At 64.2% G+C, this 17,078-nt stretch carries 12 protein-coding genes and 3 pseudogenes; 7 read left to right on the forward strand and 8 right to left on the reverse strand.

Annotation, left to right across the window (positions count from 1 at the left end):
- The first annotated feature begins 197 nt into the window (after positions 1-197).
- The gene (locus tag HMPREF0307_RS05130; RefSeq protein WP_168162228.1) at positions 198-1,412 is read left to right on the forward strand and encodes an MFS transporter; all 1,215 of its coding nucleotides are present in this window, start codon (positions 198-200) and stop codon (positions 1,410-1,412) included.
- Here HMPREF0307_RS05130 and HMPREF0307_RS05135 read toward each other — a convergent pair.
- Both HMPREF0307_RS05135 and HMPREF0307_RS05140 read right to left on the reverse strand, forming a co-directional pair.
- Complete coding sequence (locus tag HMPREF0307_RS05135; RefSeq protein ID WP_066488626.1) at positions 1,409-2,521, reverse strand: DNA recombination protein RmuC; 1,113 nt, start codon at positions 2,519-2,521, stop codon at positions 1,409-1,411. The genes HMPREF0307_RS05130 and HMPREF0307_RS05135 overlap by 4 nt on opposite strands.
- Before the next feature lie 37 nt (positions 2,522-2,558).
- Positions 2,559-4,031, reverse strand: a complete 1,473-nt coding sequence (locus HMPREF0307_RS05140; RefSeq protein ID WP_066488636.1) for an AI-2E family transporter — start codon at positions 4,029-4,031, stop codon at positions 2,559-2,561.
- A gap of 47 nt (positions 4,032-4,078) precedes the next feature.
- Here HMPREF0307_RS05140 and ychF point away from each other — a divergent pair, with 47 nt between their 5' ends.
- On the forward strand, positions 4,079-5,164 hold the full coding sequence (ychF, locus tag HMPREF0307_RS05145; RefSeq protein WP_066488637.1) for a redox-regulated ATPase YchF: 1,086 nt from the start codon (positions 4,079-4,081) through the stop codon (positions 5,162-5,164).
- Between the two features lie 153 nt (positions 5,165-5,317).
- On the opposite strand, the gene HMPREF0307_RS05150 is transcribed toward ychF, so the two are convergent.
- Positions 5,318-6,895 carry a succinic semialdehyde dehydrogenase gene (locus tag HMPREF0307_RS05150; RefSeq protein ID WP_066488638.1) on the reverse strand — a complete coding sequence of 526 codons (1,578 nt, stop codon included), beginning with the start codon at positions 6,893-6,895 and terminating at the stop codon, positions 5,318-5,320.
- Positions 6,896-7,026: 131 nt separating this feature from the next.
- Between HMPREF0307_RS05150 and HMPREF0307_RS05155 the strand changes: the two genes are divergently transcribed.
- Positions 7,027-7,908 carry a D-arabinono-1,4-lactone oxidase gene (locus HMPREF0307_RS05155; protein WP_066488645.1) on the forward strand — a complete coding sequence of 294 codons (882 nt, stop codon included), beginning with the start codon at positions 7,027-7,029 and terminating at the stop codon, positions 7,906-7,908.
- 225 nt (positions 7,909-8,133) lie between these two features.
- Positions 8,134-9,048: a cation diffusion facilitator family transporter gene (locus HMPREF0307_RS05160; RefSeq protein WP_066488649.1), complete on the forward strand. Its 915-nt coding sequence runs from the start codon at positions 8,134-8,136 to the stop codon at positions 9,046-9,048.
- Here HMPREF0307_RS05160 and HMPREF0307_RS05165 read toward each other — a convergent pair.
- Positions 9,045-9,932 carry a GNAT family N-acetyltransferase gene (locus tag HMPREF0307_RS05165; RefSeq protein WP_197418387.1) on the reverse strand — a complete coding sequence of 296 codons (888 nt, stop codon included), beginning with the start codon at positions 9,930-9,932 and terminating at the stop codon, positions 9,045-9,047. The two genes, HMPREF0307_RS05160 and HMPREF0307_RS05165, sit on opposite strands and share 4 nt — an antisense overlap.
- 306 nt (positions 9,933-10,238) lie before the next feature.
- Here HMPREF0307_RS05165 and HMPREF0307_RS05170 point away from each other — a divergent pair, with 306 nt between their 5' ends.
- Positions 10,239-11,576, forward strand: coding sequence for a hypothetical protein (locus HMPREF0307_RS05170; RefSeq protein WP_066488658.1), 1,338 nt, complete (start codon positions 10,239-10,241; stop codon positions 11,574-11,576).
- A gap of 9 nt (positions 11,577-11,585) precedes the next feature.
- Positions 11,586-12,191, forward strand: a complete 606-nt coding sequence (gene pcp, locus HMPREF0307_RS05175; protein WP_066488662.1) for a pyroglutamyl-peptidase I — start codon at positions 11,586-11,588, stop codon at positions 12,189-12,191.
- A gap of 195 nt (positions 12,192-12,386) precedes the next feature.
- On the opposite strand, the gene HMPREF0307_RS05180 is transcribed toward pcp, so the two are convergent.
- Both HMPREF0307_RS05180 and HMPREF0307_RS05185 read right to left on the reverse strand, forming a co-directional pair.
- On the reverse strand, positions 12,387-13,460 hold the full coding sequence (locus HMPREF0307_RS05180) for a lipoate--protein ligase family protein (RefSeq protein ID WP_066488667.1): 1,074 nt from the start codon (positions 13,458-13,460) through the stop codon (positions 12,387-12,389).
- Between the two features lie 20 nt (positions 13,461-13,480).
- Positions 13,481-14,530: a hypothetical protein gene (locus HMPREF0307_RS05185; protein WP_066488670.1), complete on the reverse strand. Its 1,050-nt coding sequence runs from the start codon at positions 14,528-14,530 to the stop codon at positions 13,481-13,483.
- 50 nt (positions 14,531-14,580) lie between these two features.
- Between HMPREF0307_RS05185 and zupT the strand changes: the two are divergent.
- Positions 14,581-15,327 (forward strand): annotated as a pseudogene (zupT, locus tag HMPREF0307_RS05190) (zinc transporter ZupT); the annotation flags it as partial.
- Between the two features lie 8 nt (positions 15,328-15,335).
- Here zupT and HMPREF0307_RS12520 read toward each other — a convergent pair.
- A pseudogene (locus tag HMPREF0307_RS12520) lies at positions 15,336-16,555 on the reverse strand (IS30-like element IS1513 family transposase).
- 19 nt (positions 16,556-16,574) lie between these two features.
- Positions 16,575-17,024, reverse strand: a pseudogene (locus HMPREF0307_RS13540) (helix-turn-helix domain-containing protein); the annotation flags it as partial.
- Positions 17,025-17,078: the final 54 nt, after the last annotated feature.

Below are 17,078 nucleotides of genomic sequence, written 5' to 3' on the forward strand. Positions count from 1 at the left end.
CCCCGACGTGTCTACTTTCCAGGGGTCAGGCCCGAGATAGTCGCTGCGGTGTAGCCACACGTCCGGGCCGTTGGCGTGGATGCGGATTTCGCCGTCTGTCGACGGAAAGATGTAGAACATCGGTGGGGAACGGGGGTAAAAATCGTTCGCTTTACGAACTTCGGTGCAGGTTATGAACGATGCGTTACAGTGCGTGCATGACCAATTCGACATCGCACCGAGGGGAGGGCGCTTCCGGTTCGGCCCACCGTGCTGCGGGCGACGAGGTTGCTGATCCCAGCGGAACACGGTGGCAGCGCGCGGCTATTCACCTAGGCGGATTTGTGGGTCCCTTTGTCGGCCAGTCTATTTCCGTCGTCTTGCCGGAGTTTTCGCGTTCGTTTGGGATTTCAGTCTCCCTCGCCGCGCTGACCATTACGGCGTACACCTTTCCGTTTGCGGTTGCGATGTTGTTTTCTGGCCGACTGGTGCGCGGGTCCTCACCGTCCAAGGTCGTGCTTGTCGCATTCGCTGTTATTTGTGCGGGCGCCGTAGGTCTGATGCTGGCGCCTACATGGTGGATATTCCTCACGATCTTCGTCATCATGGCGATTGCCAATGCCTTCACGACTCCAGTTCTGCAAGGCATTGTGAAACGGATTACTCCTGACCATGAGCTGGGCACCGCGTTGGGGACGTTTACTGCGATGCAATCGTTGGGCGTGTTCTCGGCTCCGCTGCTGGCCGGTGCCGCCGCGCTCATTTCTTGGCGGCTGACCTATCTGGTCGTTATCGCCTCCGTGGTCTTCATCTTCTTGGTACGGGTGCCCATGCTCACGCCCGCGCCGCGCCGGGTGGCTGGTGACAACGAGCGGGTGCGATGGGGATATATGTCCGTCCACATGCTCACCTTCCTGATTCTGGGCGCCGGTGTGGTGGGCATGCCGTTTGCCGTGTCCTTGCTCGCTGCGGAGCGCTTTGATCTCGGCTCGGCCGGCCGCGGCGCCGTCGTGATGTGCGGCGGTTTGGCAGCATTTATTTTCTCCCGCTTCATTGGTCGCGCGGTCGACGCCCTGGGCGTGTCCCGGTCGCTCGCGCTGGGACTGGGGAGCGTCATCGCGGGACTGTTGTGCGTGCCACTGTCCTCGCACCCGATCGTCATTGCGGTTGCCTGGGCGCTGGCGCTCGTGGGCATGCAAGCGGTACAGATCATCATCAACATGCTCGTGCTGCGCTCGCCCGGTGGCACGGAACTCCTGTCGACCGTGTTGGCCTTCCGTTTCTTCGGCGCGGCGCTGGCTCCTGTCGTCATGATGCCCGTGTTTACCGCCAGCCATTATGCTGCCTTCTGGATTCCTGCCGCAGGCGCGGTCATTGCCTTAGGCCTGCAGCTCGCAGTCGCGCGTCGTGCTGCTGCGCGGCGTGCATCCTAAAAGCCGCCTTCCTCCGGTAGAGGCTCCTGCGCGTAACGCGGCCACGTATCGACGCGCTCGAGTTCGGTGGGGAGCCGGTCCGTGCGCGCCGGGATGTCCATCTCGCCGAGCTTGCGGGCGGTGACCATGACGCGGGAGTCGACGGAGCCGAGCGTCGCGTTGAAGGCGTCGATGGCGCGCTCGAGGCCGCGACCCACCTTATTGAAGTGTTCGCCCATGGTGTTAAGGCGCGAGTAGAGCTCGCGGCCTAGGCGCTGCACCTCGCGCGCCTTGTCCGAGATGTCTTCCTGCCGCCAGCCCAGCGCGACGGTGCGCAGCAGGGCGAAGAGCGTGGTGGGGGTTGCGATGACGATATTGCGCTCGAAGGCGAACTCGAGGAGGTCCGGGTCGACGCTCAGCGCGGCGTCGAGGAAAGGATCGGCGGGGACGAAGAGTACCACGAACTCGGGCGTGGGCTGGAAGGCCTCGATGTACTCGCGGCCGGACAGCGCCGCGACGTGGCTGCGCATGAGATGGGCGTGGCGGCGCAGGAAAGCGGCGTGCTCCTCGGGGTCTGTGGCCTCGAGCGCGTCAAGATACGAGCTGAAAGGAACCTTGGCATCAAGGACGATCTGACGCCCACCGGCCAAGCGGATGACGAGATCGGGGCGCACGCGCTGGCCGTCGAGGGTGGCGGTGACCTGCGAGTCGAAGTCGACGTGCTTGACCATGCCGCCGAGCTCTACGACGCGCTCGAGTTGGATCTCGCCCCACCGGCCGCGAACGTTGGGGGAGCGCAGCGCTGTGACGAGTTTGTCTGTGCGGTCATTGAGCCGCGCCGAGGTACGCGTGATGGCCTGCACCTGGCTGGTGAGCGACGCGAATTCGGCGGCGCGACCAGCCTCGAGCTCCTGGAGTTGGAGGCCTAGGCGATCCATGGCCTTCTCAAGCGGGACGACCTGGCGGTCGAGTGAATCTGCGAGGCCTTCGCGCACTCCGGCGGTGAGTTCGCGGGTGGCATCGGCAGGCAAAGCAGGCGCGGGGGACTGGCCCACGCGGTAGGCGTGTGCGAGCCAGCCCAGCACGGCGCCAAGAACAAGGCCAAGAATCAAATACAGGATGGAGCTCATGGAGCCCCACCCTGCCAGACGGTGTCGACATGGTCGTTTAGGAACGCCGGAACTTTTCGAAAGTTTTATCGAGAATGTCGCGGGCCTTGTCGAGCTGCGGACGAATACGCGGGCGCTCGGCCGGGTGTGGCGCGGCGTCGACGTCCATGGTGGTGGGGTCGGTGCCATCAGCTGCAGCGTCGCGACCTGCGGCCTCGCCAGCGAACTCGTTGTCGCGCAGGGTGACGCGTTTCAAGCGGCCCTCGTCTTCGGTGTAGCGACCGATGAGCTCGCCTGCGACGGTCTCGAAGCGGATGTCCTCGGCGTGGATCTCGCCCGACTGCAGCTTGAGGACCTCAAGGACGTAGCGCCAGCACACCGCGAACACGGCGACGACGGGCACGGCGAGGAAGGCGCCCACGAGACCAAAGAGCGCGGAGCCGACGGTGACGGAGATGAGCACGACGACGGGGTGGAGGTTCATGGCGCGGGCCTGGAGCCAGGGGCTCAACACATTGCCCTCGAGCTGCTGGACGACGAGGACGATGATGAGCACGATGACGGCCTTGGTGAGTCCCAGGGAGACGAGCGTGATGGTCACGGACAGCGCGCCGGCGACGATGGCGCCGACGAAGGGGATGAAGCCGGCGCAGAACGTGATAATCGCCAGCGCCATGGCGAGCGGCACGTTGAGGATGATAAGTCCTAGACCGATGAAGACGGCGTCGATGGCAGAGACGAGCGCTTGTGCGCGGACGAAGCCGCCCAGTGTATTCCAGGCGCGGGTAAGCAGCTCGGTGAGGTGCCAGCCCGCGCGGCGGCCGGTGGCCTCGCGCAGCCAGCCCAAGAATTTGTGGCCGTCCTTGAGGAAGAAGAAAGTAAGGACGAGGACGACGAGGAGGGTGACCACGATGGAGGTCACGGTGCCGATGCCGGAGAAGACGCTGCCCGCGATGGAACCCGCGCGGGATTGAATCCATGTGGCGGCCTCGTCGATATAGCGGCCCAGCTCGTCGTTATCAAGCTCGAGCGGCGGACCCTGGACCCACAGCTGCAGGCGCTGGATGCCCTCGACGGTCTGTAAGTACAGCGTCTGGGATTGCCGCGCGAAGTTCGGCGCGACAAACGCGATGATGCCGCCCACGATTCCAAAGAACAGCAGGATGGAGGCGAACGCGGCGAGCCCGCTGGGCAGCCCGACCTTGCGCATCCCACCCGACAGCGGCGCGAGCACCGTACAAATAATGAGCGCCAGCAGAACCGGCAGGACGCCCTGCCAGAAGTTGCCCAGCATGCGCGCGGCCGCATAGATAAATGCGCCGATGATAAACAGGCGCAGCGCCCACATCGAGACGTTGCGCACCATGTCGGCCACGACAACGGAGCGGTCGACTTGGTCTCCCGGCGGGTGCGGGGAGACGCCGCTCAGGCGGGCGGCATCGGCAGCCTCACTCGGCTTGGCGGAAAGCCCCAGGGCCTCGGGATGGGCGCTGGGGTCTGTCGGGGACGCGTCGGGCTGATCAAAACTCACCCCACCATCTTGCCTTAAATTTTTTCCGGTGCGTTAGGATTGGCCCCGTGAGTCTTACACTTGGAATCGTCGGCCTGCCCAACGTGGGCAAGTCCACGCTATTTAACGCCCTGACCCGTTCCGATATCTTGGCCGCGAATTACCCGTTCGCCACCATCGAGCCCAACGTCGGCCTCGTGGAGCTGCCAGATAAGCGCCTCGACCGCTTGGCTGAGATGTTCAACTCGGAGCGCATTTTGCCCGCGACCGTGTCCTTCGTGGATATCGCCGGCATCGTCGAGGGCGCCTCCAAGGGCGAGGGCATGGGCAACGCCTTCCTCGCCAATATCCGCGAAGCCGACGCCATCTGTCAGGTCGTTCGCGCGTTCTCCGATGACAATGTCATCCACGTCGACGGAAAGGTCGACCCGGCGCACGATATCTCGATCATCAATACCGAGCTCATCCTCGCTGACCTGCAGACCATCGAGAAGGCCCTGCCGCGCCTGGAGAAGGAAGCCCGCAAGGATAAGGAGAAGGCCGTCGAAGTCGAGGAGACCAAGAAGGCTCAGGCCGTCCTCGAGGATGACCGCACCCTCTTCGCCGCCGCGAAGAACGGCGAGCTCGATCTCGCGCCGCTGCGCGACCTCCATCTCATGACTGCTAAGCCCTTCCTGTACGTCTTCAACTCGGACGAGGCCGTGCTTACCGATGCCGCCAAGCGCGCCGAGCTCGCAGAGCTCGTCGCCCCGGCGGAGTGCGTCTTCCTCGACGCCCAGACCGAGACCGAGCTGCTCGAACTGCCCGAGGATGAGGCCATGGAGCTCCTCGAGTCCGTGGGTCAGACCGAGCCAGGCCTGGCCACGCTCGCCAAGGCTGGTTTTGAGACGCTTGGCCTGCAGACCTACCTCACCGCCGGTGAGAAGGAAGCGCGCGCCTGGACGATTAAGAAGGGCTCCGCCGCCCCGCAGGCCGCTGGCGTTATCCACACCGACTTCGAGAAGAAGTTCATCAAGGCGGAAATCGTCTCCTTCGACGACCTCGACGAGGCTGGCTCCATGGCCGAGGCCCGCGCTCACGGCAAGGTCCGCCAGGAAGGCAAGGACTACATCATGCAAGACGGCGACGTCTGCGACTTCAAGATCGGCGGCTAGACTCACCCACCGCCACAGCCCGAGTCTGCTCGCACACTATGCTCACCGGTGGCGACCACGAGTCGGAGCTCGTCAACGCCTCACCGGCTTTTCACGACAACGAAGCCCTCCAGATCGCGCGATCGGGAGGGCTTCGTTGTCGTGAAATCCCGCTTAGAGTCGCAACGTCTTCATCACATGCATGCCCGTCGTAATGAGCGTGCGGAAGCGCTCGGGCGGCAGGAGCGTCGAGGGCGCGAGCGGGTGGAGACGTTGCGCGGCGACCGTCCGCTCGTTGGACCACAGGCGTAGGCCGGTCTCGCCGTGGCGGTGGCCGAGGCCGGATTCCTTGACGCCGCCGCCCGGCGCGGCGATGGAGCCGTAGGCCGCCGCGAAGCCTTCGTTGATATTGACCATGCCGGCTTCCACCCGGCTGGCCACGTTCCAGGCGTGGCGCTCGGATCCGGACCACACGGAGGCCGCCAAGCCATACGACGTGTCGTTGGCGCGTGCGATGGCCTCCTCGTCCGAGTTCACCTTATAGAGGGAAAGCACGGGGCCGAAGGTCTCGGCAGCGTAGCACTCCATGTCTTCCGTGACACCCTCGAGGATGGTCGGCTCGAAGAAGAACGGACCGAGCTCCGGGCGGGCCTTGCCGCCGTACACGACAGTTGCGCCCTTGGATACCGCGTCGTCGACGTGGCGTTGGACAGTCTCGAGCTGCCTTGCCGAGGTGAGCGTGCCGATGGTCGCCGCGTCAGTGAACGACGCACCGAGCACCTCGCGGTCGAGCGCTTGCTGCAGTTCGGCGACGAGCTCGTCGTAGACATCGGCATGGACGTAGGCGCGCTCGGCAGACATACACAGCTGTCCTGAGGAGGAAAAAGCCGTGCGGACGAGGGCAGGGGCGGTGGAGGAAGCGGGGGCATCGGCAAGCACGAGCGCGGGATTCTTACCGCCCAGCTCGAGTATGGCGGGAATGAGGCGCTCTGCAGCCTGGGCGGCGAGCTGCTTGCCCACCTTCGTCGAGCCGGTAAAGGAGAGGCCGTCCACGAGAGGCACGAGCGCGTCGCCGACCTCGGCGCCGCGGCCCGGCACGAGTTGCCACGCACCCGCGGGCAGGCCCGCGGCGATGGCGAGGCGGCGCAGGTAGATGGCCGTGAGCGTGGTCTGAGAGTCCGGCTTGTGAACCACGGCGTTACCCGCGGCGAGCGCGGCGAGGACGTCGCCGACGCCGAGGGAGAGCGGATAATTCCACGGGGAAATGAGCCCAACGACGCCGAGCGGGTAATACTGCGTGCGCGTCGTGGTGAGCACAGGCAAGGCGCCGCGGTGGCGCTCGTCGCGCAAGGCGTGGGCGGCGCGCTGACCATAGAAGCGCGCGCAATTGTAGAGGTCCATGACCTCGTCATAGGCGTGGGCGCGGGCCTTGCCGTTTTCGGCCTGGATGAGGTCAAGGACGGTGTCCTCGTTCTCGCGCAAAGCCTCGTGGAGGCGGAAGAACACGCGGCGGCGCTCGGCGAAGCTCGTGTTGCCCCAGACCTTTTGTGCGGCGCGGGCGTCCGTGACTGCGGCCTCGACGTCGGGTGTGGTCGCGGTGGGGAAAGTAAAGAGTTCCTCGCCGGTCCAGGGGGCTACCGCGATGTGCGCGGGGCCGGTGCCGCGCACGTCGCCAGCCGGTGCGGAGTCGAGGATCGAGCGCAGGCGAGCGGCGAGTTCAGCGGGAAGCGAGGGCGAGCGAAAGGTTTTCATAAATTCCCATACTAGCGATTACTAGTGTGACTATCCTTGCACTATGACAGTCACTGAGATTCAGTCCACACAAGCGCTGCGCGCGGCCGTGGACCAGCGGCGCGGGGACGAGCGTCGCGCCGCTGGGCGCGGTGGACGTCGACGCCTTTGAAAACAACGCACGCGCCATGGTCGCCCGCGCCGGCGGGCTGCCCATTCGCGTGGCCTCCAAGTCGCTGCGCAGTGTCGAGGCCCTGCGTAATGCGCTGTCCTTCGACCTCGTCGCGGAGGAAGTCGGCGGCGACATCGACGAGATCCTTGAGAACTGGGAGACCCACGCCCGCAGTGCGGATCACTTTGAGTGCTTTTGGTTCCCGCATACCGACCGCGCGCAGATCAAGCGCAATACGCGCCTAGCGCCCGATGCCGCGCACGAGGTGGGCCCGCGTCCGAAGCGGAAGGAATTCCTCGACGAGGAACTCGTGGGCAACGGCGCCTTCGCTGCGGCCCTGGCGGTCGGGCGCGCCGTGCCCGCGTCGATCCCTTACGCCAACCGCATCGCGACCGCAGCGCTCTCGCACAACCGCTACCGCGGCACGAACCACGGCGTGTTCGTCTCGCCGCGTCGCGTGCGCTTCCACGAGATGGAGTACGCCGTGCCGCTGGCTGACGGCCCCGCGGTCGTCCGCGAGATCCGATCGCTAATCGACCGCCGCGGCTGGCGCATCGGCTTCCCGCTCGAGCTGCGCACCACGGCCGCGGACGACGTTGCGCTGTCCACGTCTACCGGCCGCGAGTCCATGTACATCGCCACGCACGTGCCGCAGTTCGTGGAACCGCAGCCCATCTTCGCCGAGATCGAACCGCTCCTGCGCGTCGCCGGCGGGCGCCCGCACTGGGGCAAGATGCACACCCTTGGCCGCGCGGACCTAGCAGAGCTTTATCCGCGCTTCGACGAGTTCTGTGCGCTGCGCGAACAGATGGATCCGCAGTGGCGCTTCGGCTCAAATTATTTGAAGAAACTCTTCGGCTAATTGAACTTTCGGTCTCAATTGACACCCCAGCGCACGGCTGGTTTTATGGCTGTGCAGAAGGGGAGTAGTTCCGCGTCGGCACCTGGGGTTTAACAGGGTCGGCGCTGGCTGGTCGACATACTGGCGCCGCGCGCCCGGCCACCCAGCCAGGTTCCACCTGGTGAACGAGACCTTCGGTATTCACCGTCCGTTTCCTACCCGGCTGAACCGAAGGGACTCGTTACTATGTCCGCCGTTGATCGTTCCGAACAAACCGCCCTCGAGCGGTTTATGAAGCTGTCTATCGCCGCCGCCGTCGCGACGATCCTGCTGAAGACCCTTGCCGCGTGGCTCACCGGTTCCGTGGGTTTTCTTTCCGATGCCCTCGAATCCATCGTCAACCTCGTCGCAGCCATCGCAGGCTTCATTGCGCTGCGCGTCGCCGTCAAGCCCGCGGACAAGGACCACCATTTCGGCCACGGCAAGGCCGAGTATGTCTCCGCGCTGCTTGAAGGCGCGCTCATCTTTGTTGCCGCCGGCATGATTCTCTGGTCCGCCGCCAACCGCCTCATTCATCTTCAGCCGCTCGAGCAACCTGGCCTGGGCCTTCTTTTGTCCACCGCCGCTTCCGTGCTCAACCTCGTGGTCGGCCTGGCGCTCCTGCGCGCCGGTAAGACTTATCGCTCCGCGACCCTCGATGCGGACGGCAAACACCTGCTTACCGACGTGTGGACTTCCGTCGGCGTCCTCGTGGGCATCGCTGCCGTGTGGCTCACCGGTTGGCTCTGGCTCGACCCCGTCATCGCGCTCGCCGTGGGTATCAACATCATGTGGACCGGGTACCAGCTCCTGCGCGACTCCCTTTCGGGCCTGCTCTCTGAATCCCTGCCCGTCGAGGAAAACGCCGCCCTCGACGAGCGCCTCGCGCGCGTTGCCCCCGCTCATGGCCTCACGATTACCCAACGCCGCACCGTGGCCTTCGGCCGCCAGCGCTTCATCTATCTCACCGCCGACGTCGACCCCACGTGGACCGTCCTCGCCTCCCACCAAGCTGCCGATGCCCTCGAAGACGACGTGGACGGTCTCTTCCCAGGCGCAGAGGTCTTCATCCACTTGGAGCCTGCCGGCGTCGAGCACCGCCGCATGCTCCACATGCGCTAGCTCGCCGCGCTACAACCCGCGGCGTAAAACTCGCCCTCGTCGCCCACGGACTGGTAGCCAATCCGTTCATACACGCGGTTCGAGACGGGATTTGCTCGGTCCGTATAGAGCGTCGCGACCTCGCCGTCGTCGAGGATGTCCTGCGTGAGCGTTGCCACGACCCACGCCGCGTAGCCTTGTCCGCGCTCGGCCGCGGGCGTAAACACCGGCCCAATGCGCTTGAGACCCAGGCCTGTGTCGTTCACGGCCGTGTAGTGGACTGGCTGCCCGTCGACCTCCCACAGCCAATGACCGCCGCGCGCGAGACGCTCCGCCACGTCCGCCGCGTTGAAGAAAGCGGCATACCGCTTCTCACATGGCTTACGCCCCGCCTGTTCTTCTGAGTCGTGTACGAATTGCCGGCGCCAGTCGACGATGAGGTCCACGTCGTCCGGAGTCGCCGCACGCAGTTCGCCCGCCGGGCACGCGGGCCAGACCACCTCGTCGAAAAAGTGCAGGCGCGAATGCATCTCCAGCCGCGCGCCGGGGCCGGCGAGCGCCTTGGCTGTCTCAAAGTGGCCGATGCACCCCGGCAGCTTCTCACCCCGCTCGGACAGCGCGTCCTGCAACGCGGCAAGCGCCGCGGGGCGAAGCTTCTGGACATAGGCGGGGTGGGGCGGCGTCGGCTTTGTGCGCATCGCCGCGCCTACGATGTCGTCGCCGTCAGTAATCGTCGCGAACCAATACGGCTGGTCCTCGAGCTTCGGCTTATTCGCTTGGGTGGCAAGCACGCTTGTCTCGCGCAGATGCTCCTTCAGATACTCGCTAGCGGCCGCACGAAACTCGGCCGGTTCCTCATAAAAGTTACGTTCATAGCCACCCAGGCTACAAGTAACGTGACTCACATTTTGAGCCCCATGTGTGGCGGTGCGCGCGACTCGCCCCCGCATGGGGGTAAGAGTGTTTCCTAAGAGGAATATTTGTCACTACATCTTTAGTTTACGGGAGAAACTTTTGGGGTAGCCGTGTGGATTCTCGAATGTTTCGCCCGTTATCCCGTGTCTCTGCCCTGTGGGGAGAGAAAAATGATGTGCATGTCATATATATACTTATCCTGTTGCAGGCGGGTGAGGGGAACCTTAACCTAGGTCACGTCGCGCCGCCGCGATCGAGCGGTGCACCCACATCCGTACACTCTCGAGGAGAACTGCATGAAGCTTCGCCGTCTTGCCACCGCCGCTGCTGCCGCTGTGGCCGGCGCCACGCTCTCCGGAGCGCTCGTCGCCCCGCTCGCTGGTGCTGCAACCCAGACCGAGTCCTACCCGGAGACCCCGGCTGTCAACGCCAAGCTCCCCATCGTCCACACCAGCCATGGCTCGGACCACATCAAGGCGAACGTGCTCAACGCGCGCCCCATCTGCAACCCGTGGGAAGACACCCGCACCGTGGTCTACAAGGTGACTGACACGTTCATGCCGGTGGGCACCATCTCCACCACGAACCAGACGGAGAAGGACATTCCGCTCCAGCAGAACTTGTCCAAGTCGCAGTCCATTCAGGTTTCCGTCAACGGCGACCGCACCCAGACGACCTCCATCAACGGTAGCCACACCCAGGATGGCACGACCGCGGGCGTTTCTTTCTCCATCGCCAAGTCGCTCGGTGCGTCCGCGTCCTACTCCCTGTCCTGGGAGGCTGGCCAGTCCATCGGCCCGTACGACGTTCCGCCGAACCACACCGGTGAGGCCACCTACGGCTTCCGCGTTCTCGACATGACCGGAACGCAGCAGTACTGCAAGCCCAACGGCACCTGGTCCACCCCGACCTTCTGGTCCGCGCTGCAGCCTGTGAAGAACGAGGTCCGCGTCAAGCTCTACGACGACATCGCGGATTCCTACGCCCCGAACAAGGACGCGCAGAACACCACCCCGGTCGTTGAGGAAGAAGCCAAGGACCCGGAGGCCGACGCTGAGGTCGTGAAGAACAACGAGGTCCCGGTTGAGGGCGAGGTCGCCACCGAGGCCGAGGGCAAGGCCGAGGAAGAGGCTGATAAGAAGCAGGCCGAGGAGCAGCACAAGCTCGACCTCCAGCCGTACTTCACGACGTCCGGTGCGAAGTCCGACGGCTTCGCAGGCACCGTCGCGCTGCGCCTGAAGAACGTCGGCACCGACCGTTACTACGGCGAGTTCCCGGCAACCCAGTTCCGCGTGGATGTTAAGACCGCCGAGGGCCCGGAGGGCGTTGACCGCCTTATCACCCCGCGTTCCTCCAACGGCGCGCACATTCGCGACCTGGGCTTCGATGAGAAGACCTCCACTCGTTCCTTCGAGGTCACGCTGGCTAACCCGATTAACGCCGGCGACTCCGTCCGCGTGGCCAACCTCGACTTCGGCGACGGCAACACCTCTGAGGGCCGTCTCCACAACTACATCGAGGTCACCCAGATCTCCCGCATCGACGGCGACGATTCCGAGTACAACGACCAGAACGTCGACTCCCGCGGCGCCACCCTGTCGGATACCGGCAAGGAGCTGAAGGGCACCTTCTAAAATGAGGGCATGCGAATAGTCGTCACCGCCTTCGATCCCTTCGGCGGGCAGCGCGTCAACCCCGCGCAGCTCGCCGTGGCCGAACTTCCGTCCCGCATTGCCGGGGCGGATGTCGTGCGTTTTACCGTCCCTACTCGCTTCGGTGCCCCATTACCAGACCTCAAGCGTGCCGATGCCGTCCTCTGTGTCGGCCAGGCCGGAGGCCGCGCCCAGCTCACGCCGGAGCGCGTGGCTATCAATATCGACGACGCGTCGATTCCAGACAACGCGGGTAACCAGCCCACGGGCACGCCCATCGTCGAGAATGGACCCGCAGCATATTTCGCGACGCTGCCGGTCAAAGCCATGGTCGCCGCCATTCGCGACGCTGGCTTGCCCGCAGCGCTGTCGAATACCGCGGGCACCTTCGTGTGCAACCACCTCATGTACCGCATGCTGCACGCGACCGCCGGCACCGCGACCCGCGCCGGATTCATCCACGTGCCCTACGCGCCGGAACAAGGCGAGCCGTCGCTGCCCGTCGCGGACATCACGCGCGGGCTCGTCGCCGCCATCGAAGCCATCGTCGCCCATCCGGACGGCGATCTCGTGTCGGCGGAGGGAGCGACGCACTAATGGCCCGCATCGTCGCCGCACCCAAGCTCAGCCCGCTACACCTTGCCCCGGCCTTTGCCGCGTTCCTCGGCGCGACAGTCGACTAGCTCTGACTCGCTCCCGCTGATAGCACTTCAGGACATATAAGGGGCATCCGCGGCGCGGATCAGGGGCCTTATATGTCCTGGAGGGATTTTTACGGGGCGCCAGCGCGGGTTAGGGCAGGCGCTTGGTCCACGCCTCGGTCGCATACTTCGTGTCGACGAGATCACGTGCCGCCGCGAGATCGGCCTCTGTGAGTTCCGTAGGACGTGCGCCGTAGCGGGTGGCGAATTCCTGGGCCATCGTCGCGATGATCTCCTCGCGCGGCACGCCGGTCTGGCGGCGCAGCGGGTCAACGCGCTTCTTCGCCGACGCCAGGCCCTTGGACGCGACCTTCACCTTGCCGATGCGCAAGACGTCCATCATCTTGTCCGCGTCAATGTCGTAGCTCATCGTCGTGTGGTGAAGCACCGCGCCGCGGCGACGCTTCTGGGCCGCGCCGCCGATCTTGCCGCCGTCCGAGGTGATGTCATTGATGGGCACGTACCACGCGTTGACGCCATGCTTGGCCAGCGCCGCGAGGACCCACTGATCGAGATAGGCGTAAGAATCCTCATACGAGTAGCCCGCGACGAGAGACTCGGGAGCGTAGATGGAGTACGTGATGCAGTTGCCGCCCTCCATGAACATCGCACCGCCGCCGGACATGCGACGCACCGGCGTAATCCCGTGCTTGTCCACGCCCGCCTGGTCGAGCTCATTGGAGTAGGACTGGTAGCTGCCGAACACGACGGCGCGGTCGTCCCACTCCCAGAAGCGCAGCGTCGGGCCGCGCTGGCCGGTGGCCACCTGGTCGAGCAACAGCTCGTCGAGCGCGACGTTGACCGGCGTGGGCAGCACGCCCGGCTGCAGGATTTCCCACTCGTGGTCCGTGAAATCCGTGCCGTCGGACAGCGCGCGCTGCACCGTCACCGCAAGATCGTGCGTGCTAAACCCGTGCAGGGCCACCGGCTCCTCAATGCGCGCCAAGGCGGCGTCGAGACGGCCCTGAATATCCGCGGTCGCCTCGCCGCGGTGCGTGCCCACGAGCGCCGGCGCGAGCGCCTCGTAGGCGTCCTCGGGCTCAAGGAAGAAATCGCCCGCGACCTGCGTCGCGGTGATGGCGCCGGCCTCGTCGACCGTGATATCGACGACGATGAGTTTGCCGCCCGGGACTTTGAGTTCAAAGTGCTTATTCGCTTCAGTCATAAACAAGAGCGTACTCGTGTTTAATCTTTTCGGCCGCGGCCGGGCTTCCGATGCCGCTTCGCCTTACCCGAGGCTTTCCGCCGCGCCGACACACGCGCGGACTCCGAAGAGTAGCGCCCAGCGGCCTGGGGCAGCGGCAATGGGCGCCACGTGAGTTCGGGTTCGCCGCCCAGCCCCGCGACGACCCCAGCGAGGACGGCGACATCGACACCGCGGGCGCGCGCGTGCTCCGTCATCGCCGCAGTATCGAGCGGTGCTGTCGACGCCGATGTGGGGTGGGTGATCTGAGGGAACGGCCGGGTGCCCTGGGGGACGGGGGAGGCGGCATCGGCAGGCTGGATGAGCGCTTGCCAGGTGCCGTCTGCTGCGGGTGGCTCCGGGATGATGCGCGCGCGGGGCGCGAGTGCCGGAACGGGCGGCTCGAAGAACTCCGCCGAGCCGGGCTCGGGCACGTCGACCGCGATGAGTCCGTCTGCGGCATAGGCACGCGCGAAGAGCGTCTGGCCGCCCTCGACCGCGTGACGCAGGAGGTTGGCGACATGCGCCGGCGCCGGTGCCGTGCCCAGCACGCAGTCTTCGGCGGAGGCGACGAACGTCTCGCCCATGAGCGTGAGGGAAACAAAGAAGGAACACGTGTCCATCTGCGTGAGCTGCTCCGCGGAAACGTCATGTGTGGTTTCCGTGGCAAGCAGCACGCCCATCCCCGGGGCGAGGACGGGGCCGCCCGCGTTATTGCGTGGCACCTGCCAGGGGCCGAGGCCGAGGTTGACCGCGATGTCGAGCATGCCGTCGACGATTTCGACCGTCGCTGTGGTGGTGACGTGCATGGTGCGCAGCTGTTCGAGGTCCGGGAAATCCTGGGATTCCTCGGCGTCGAGGGCACCCAGGTAGCCCAGTGGGCAGCGGATATTCCAGCCGCGGGTGAGATTATTGGTCTCGAGGGTGACGTCGATGAGCGTCGGGCCGTCGGCCAGGTGCGGAATTTTTAGCGCGGTGGAGGCGACGATGTGCTCGAGGACCGCTGCGTGTTCCACGCCGCAGTAGTTGCGGGCCAAGGGATAGTGCTGCATGGCGCTCCTCGCGTTGGTAAGTGGACTCCTCCATCGTAGACTCTAAAGCCATGTTGTTTGCCCTTGCTCTGACGTTGCTTGCGGGCTTATCCACGTCTATCGGCGCCGCCATCGCCGTGGGCCACCGCAACCCGGGGCCGAAATTCATGGCGGGGGCCCTTGGCCTGTCCGCCGGCGTCATGCTCTACGTCTCCTTTGTGGAGATTTTGCCGCAGGGCGTGGACAAGCTCATTACGGCTTTCGACTCGGAGCGCACTGGCACGTGGCTGGGCGTGGGTGCGTTCTTCCTGGGCATTGCCATCATTGCGGTCATCGACCGCCTTGTGCCGGAAGAGATCAATCCGCACGAGCCGGGCACCATGCTTGACGATGCCCGCCGCGCCCGGCTCATGAAGACCGGCGTGTTCGCCGCCGCGGCGCTTGCCTTCCACAATTTCCCGGAAGGCTTCGCGGCATTCCTCGCCGGCTTGGAGGACGCGAGCATCGCGCTGCCGGTCGCGTTTGCTATCGCCATTCACAATATTCCGGAGGGTATCGCTGTGGCCGTGCCCCTGCGCCAGGCCATGGGCTCGCGGCGCAAGGCGTTTGCGTGGGCGACGCTGTCCGGCCTCGCGGAGCCAGTGGGCGCCGTCGTGGGCTATGTGCTGCTCTTGCCAGTGCTCGGCGATACGACGATGGGCGTGGCTTTCGGCGTCATTGCCGGCATCATGGTGTTCATTTCCTTGGATGAGCTGCTGCCTACCGCAGAGGAAACCGGCGAGCACCACTACGCCATCTACGGCCTCATCGCGGGCATGGGGCGGAATCAAGCGGTGGATGCGCCACGCTTGAATAGTTCGTTAAGTATTTCACGTGGGGTTGCGCCGCCGAGGATTTGTCGGGGTGTTTCGTTGAGCTCATTTTGCACCCACGCGACATGTTCGGGTGTGACGGTGGCAAAGTCGGTGCCCTTTTTGTAGAACCTGCGCCTGATCTCGCCGTTGGTGTTCTCGTTGGTTGGTCTCTGCCACGGTGAGTGCGGTTCACAGAAAAACACCTGGCAGCCGTCTTTAATCTGGACTTGTGCTGTGACAGCCATTTCTGCGCCTTGGTCCCATGTGATGGTCTTTAGCTGCTCGGTGTTGAGGTCTTTGACCATGTCCTGCAGGGTTGCGACCACGGTGTGTGAACTGTGCTCATCGGGAAGGTGTCCAAGCAGGGTGTAACGGCTGGTGCGCTCTACTAGGGTAATCAGCGCGCTTTTGCCACCTTTACCAATAACAAGGTCGCCCTCCCAGTGCCCGGGAATAGCCCTGTCATCAGCTTCCGGGCTGCGGTGGGTGATCTCAGCACCTTTGATCCAAGGGCGACCGGTTAACACGCCAGCGTTTCGGGCACGACGCTTGCGTGTTGAGCCGCCGCGGATAAGTACGTCTTTAGTCTTCATGACTTCTTCAAGCTCGGCTCGCAGGCTGCCTTTGCCTTGAATGTATAAGGCACTGTAGATCGCTTCGTGGGAAATACGCATGCTTTCATCATCGCTGAAAGCATGCTCAAGCCATGCACTAATGCGCCCAGGTGACCACCTGCGGGCAAGGCAATCGACTACTACACCCCGAAGCGTTGGGCTTTCATCGAGCTTGCGTAGTTTTGGCCGCACCATCCGACCAGCAGTAGAAACAGCAGCGTTGTGGGCGTTATACCGCAGCTGCTCTGTGCCGTCCTCATCGACGATCTTCCAACCATTACGGGTGATTTCACGAGCGACGACACTGTGGTGCCTATTTATTTTCTGCGCGATGGCTCGTGCCGAATCACCGACACGACATCCCGCTTCAATAGCAACACGGTCTTCAACAGTAAGCCTGCGACCACGCCCTACTAAGGCGTGTTTGTCGAATACGCCGCTAGGAAATCCATCAACGGCTTGAGTTTTCATCGGTGCTGGCATAACAGAATCTTTACCCAGCTTCTTGCCTGTATCTGGCAAAGACACCACCGCCTCATCAGGCGTTCGACGATGTCGCTGCCGGCGTAACTTCGCATACCGCTGCTTCCTTATCCACCCATACACGGTAGAAGGATGCACACCGATAGCATCAGCCACTGTCTGACAGCTCTCACCAGCAAGCACTCGCTCCACGGCCTGGGCACGTTCATCAGGTGACAAGTGGGCGCGTCTAGGCCGCACTTCGATTACACCAGCTTTCTTTAACCTGCTGTGAAGCAAGCCAGTCGATATTCCAACAGTCTGTGCTGCTTGACTGATCGACATACCTGCACGCACCAACCCAACAGCCTCACGGACAAACGGATCACGCAAACGACTCGCACGCCTGCCTGGAGGTTCGACACCTCTTACCCTCAACCAACCGTAAACCGATTCGGGGCCTACACCCACATCACGCGCGACCAGGCTAACTGCCTCGCCTGCCACCACGCGCTCAACAGCAGCATCCTTAACATCCTTCGGAGTCCAACGCGTCACAACTACCTCCCGGTCGAAGTGGCGCATTCACCCCTTGACAGCACGCCCGTTGCCACAACATCCAGGAGTCCAATTGTTTCA

This window comes from Corynebacterium sp. DNF00584 (assembly GCF_001552965.1).
Taxonomy (GTDB): domain Bacteria; phylum Actinomycetota; class Actinomycetes; order Mycobacteriales; family Mycobacteriaceae; genus Corynebacterium; species Corynebacterium phoceense.

Bases quoted from the DNA above. Each gene is read 5' to 3' on its own strand.
- HMPREF0307_RS05130 (WP_168162228.1), top strand. From the start codon at position 198: ATGACCAATTCGACATCGCACCGAGGGGAGGGCGCTTCCGGTTCGGCC.
- HMPREF0307_RS05135 (WP_066488626.1), bottom strand. From the start codon at position 2,521: ATGAGCTCCATCCTGTATTTGATTCTTGGCCTTGTTCTTGGCGCCGTG.
- HMPREF0307_RS05150 (WP_066488638.1), bottom strand. From the start codon at position 6,895: ATGAAAACCTTTCGCTCGCCCTCGCTTCCCGCTGAACTCGCCGCTCGC.
- HMPREF0307_RS05160 (WP_066488649.1), top strand. From the start codon at position 8,134: ATGTCCGCCGTTGATCGTTCCGAACAAACCGCCCTCGAGCGGTTTATG.
- HMPREF0307_RS05170 (WP_066488658.1), top strand. From the start codon at position 10,239: ATGAAGCTTCGCCGTCTTGCCACCGCCGCTGCTGCCGCTGTGGCCGGC.
- pcp (WP_066488662.1), top strand. From the start codon at position 11,586: ATGCGAATAGTCGTCACCGCCTTCGATCCCTTCGGCGGGCAGCGCGTC.
- HMPREF0307_RS05180 (WP_066488667.1), bottom strand. From the start codon at position 13,460: ATGACTGAAGCGAATAAGCACTTTGAACTCAAAGTCCCGGGCGGCAAA.
- HMPREF0307_RS05185 (WP_066488670.1), bottom strand. From the start codon at position 14,530: ATGCAGCACTATCCCTTGGCCCGCAACTACTGCGGCGTGGAACACGCA.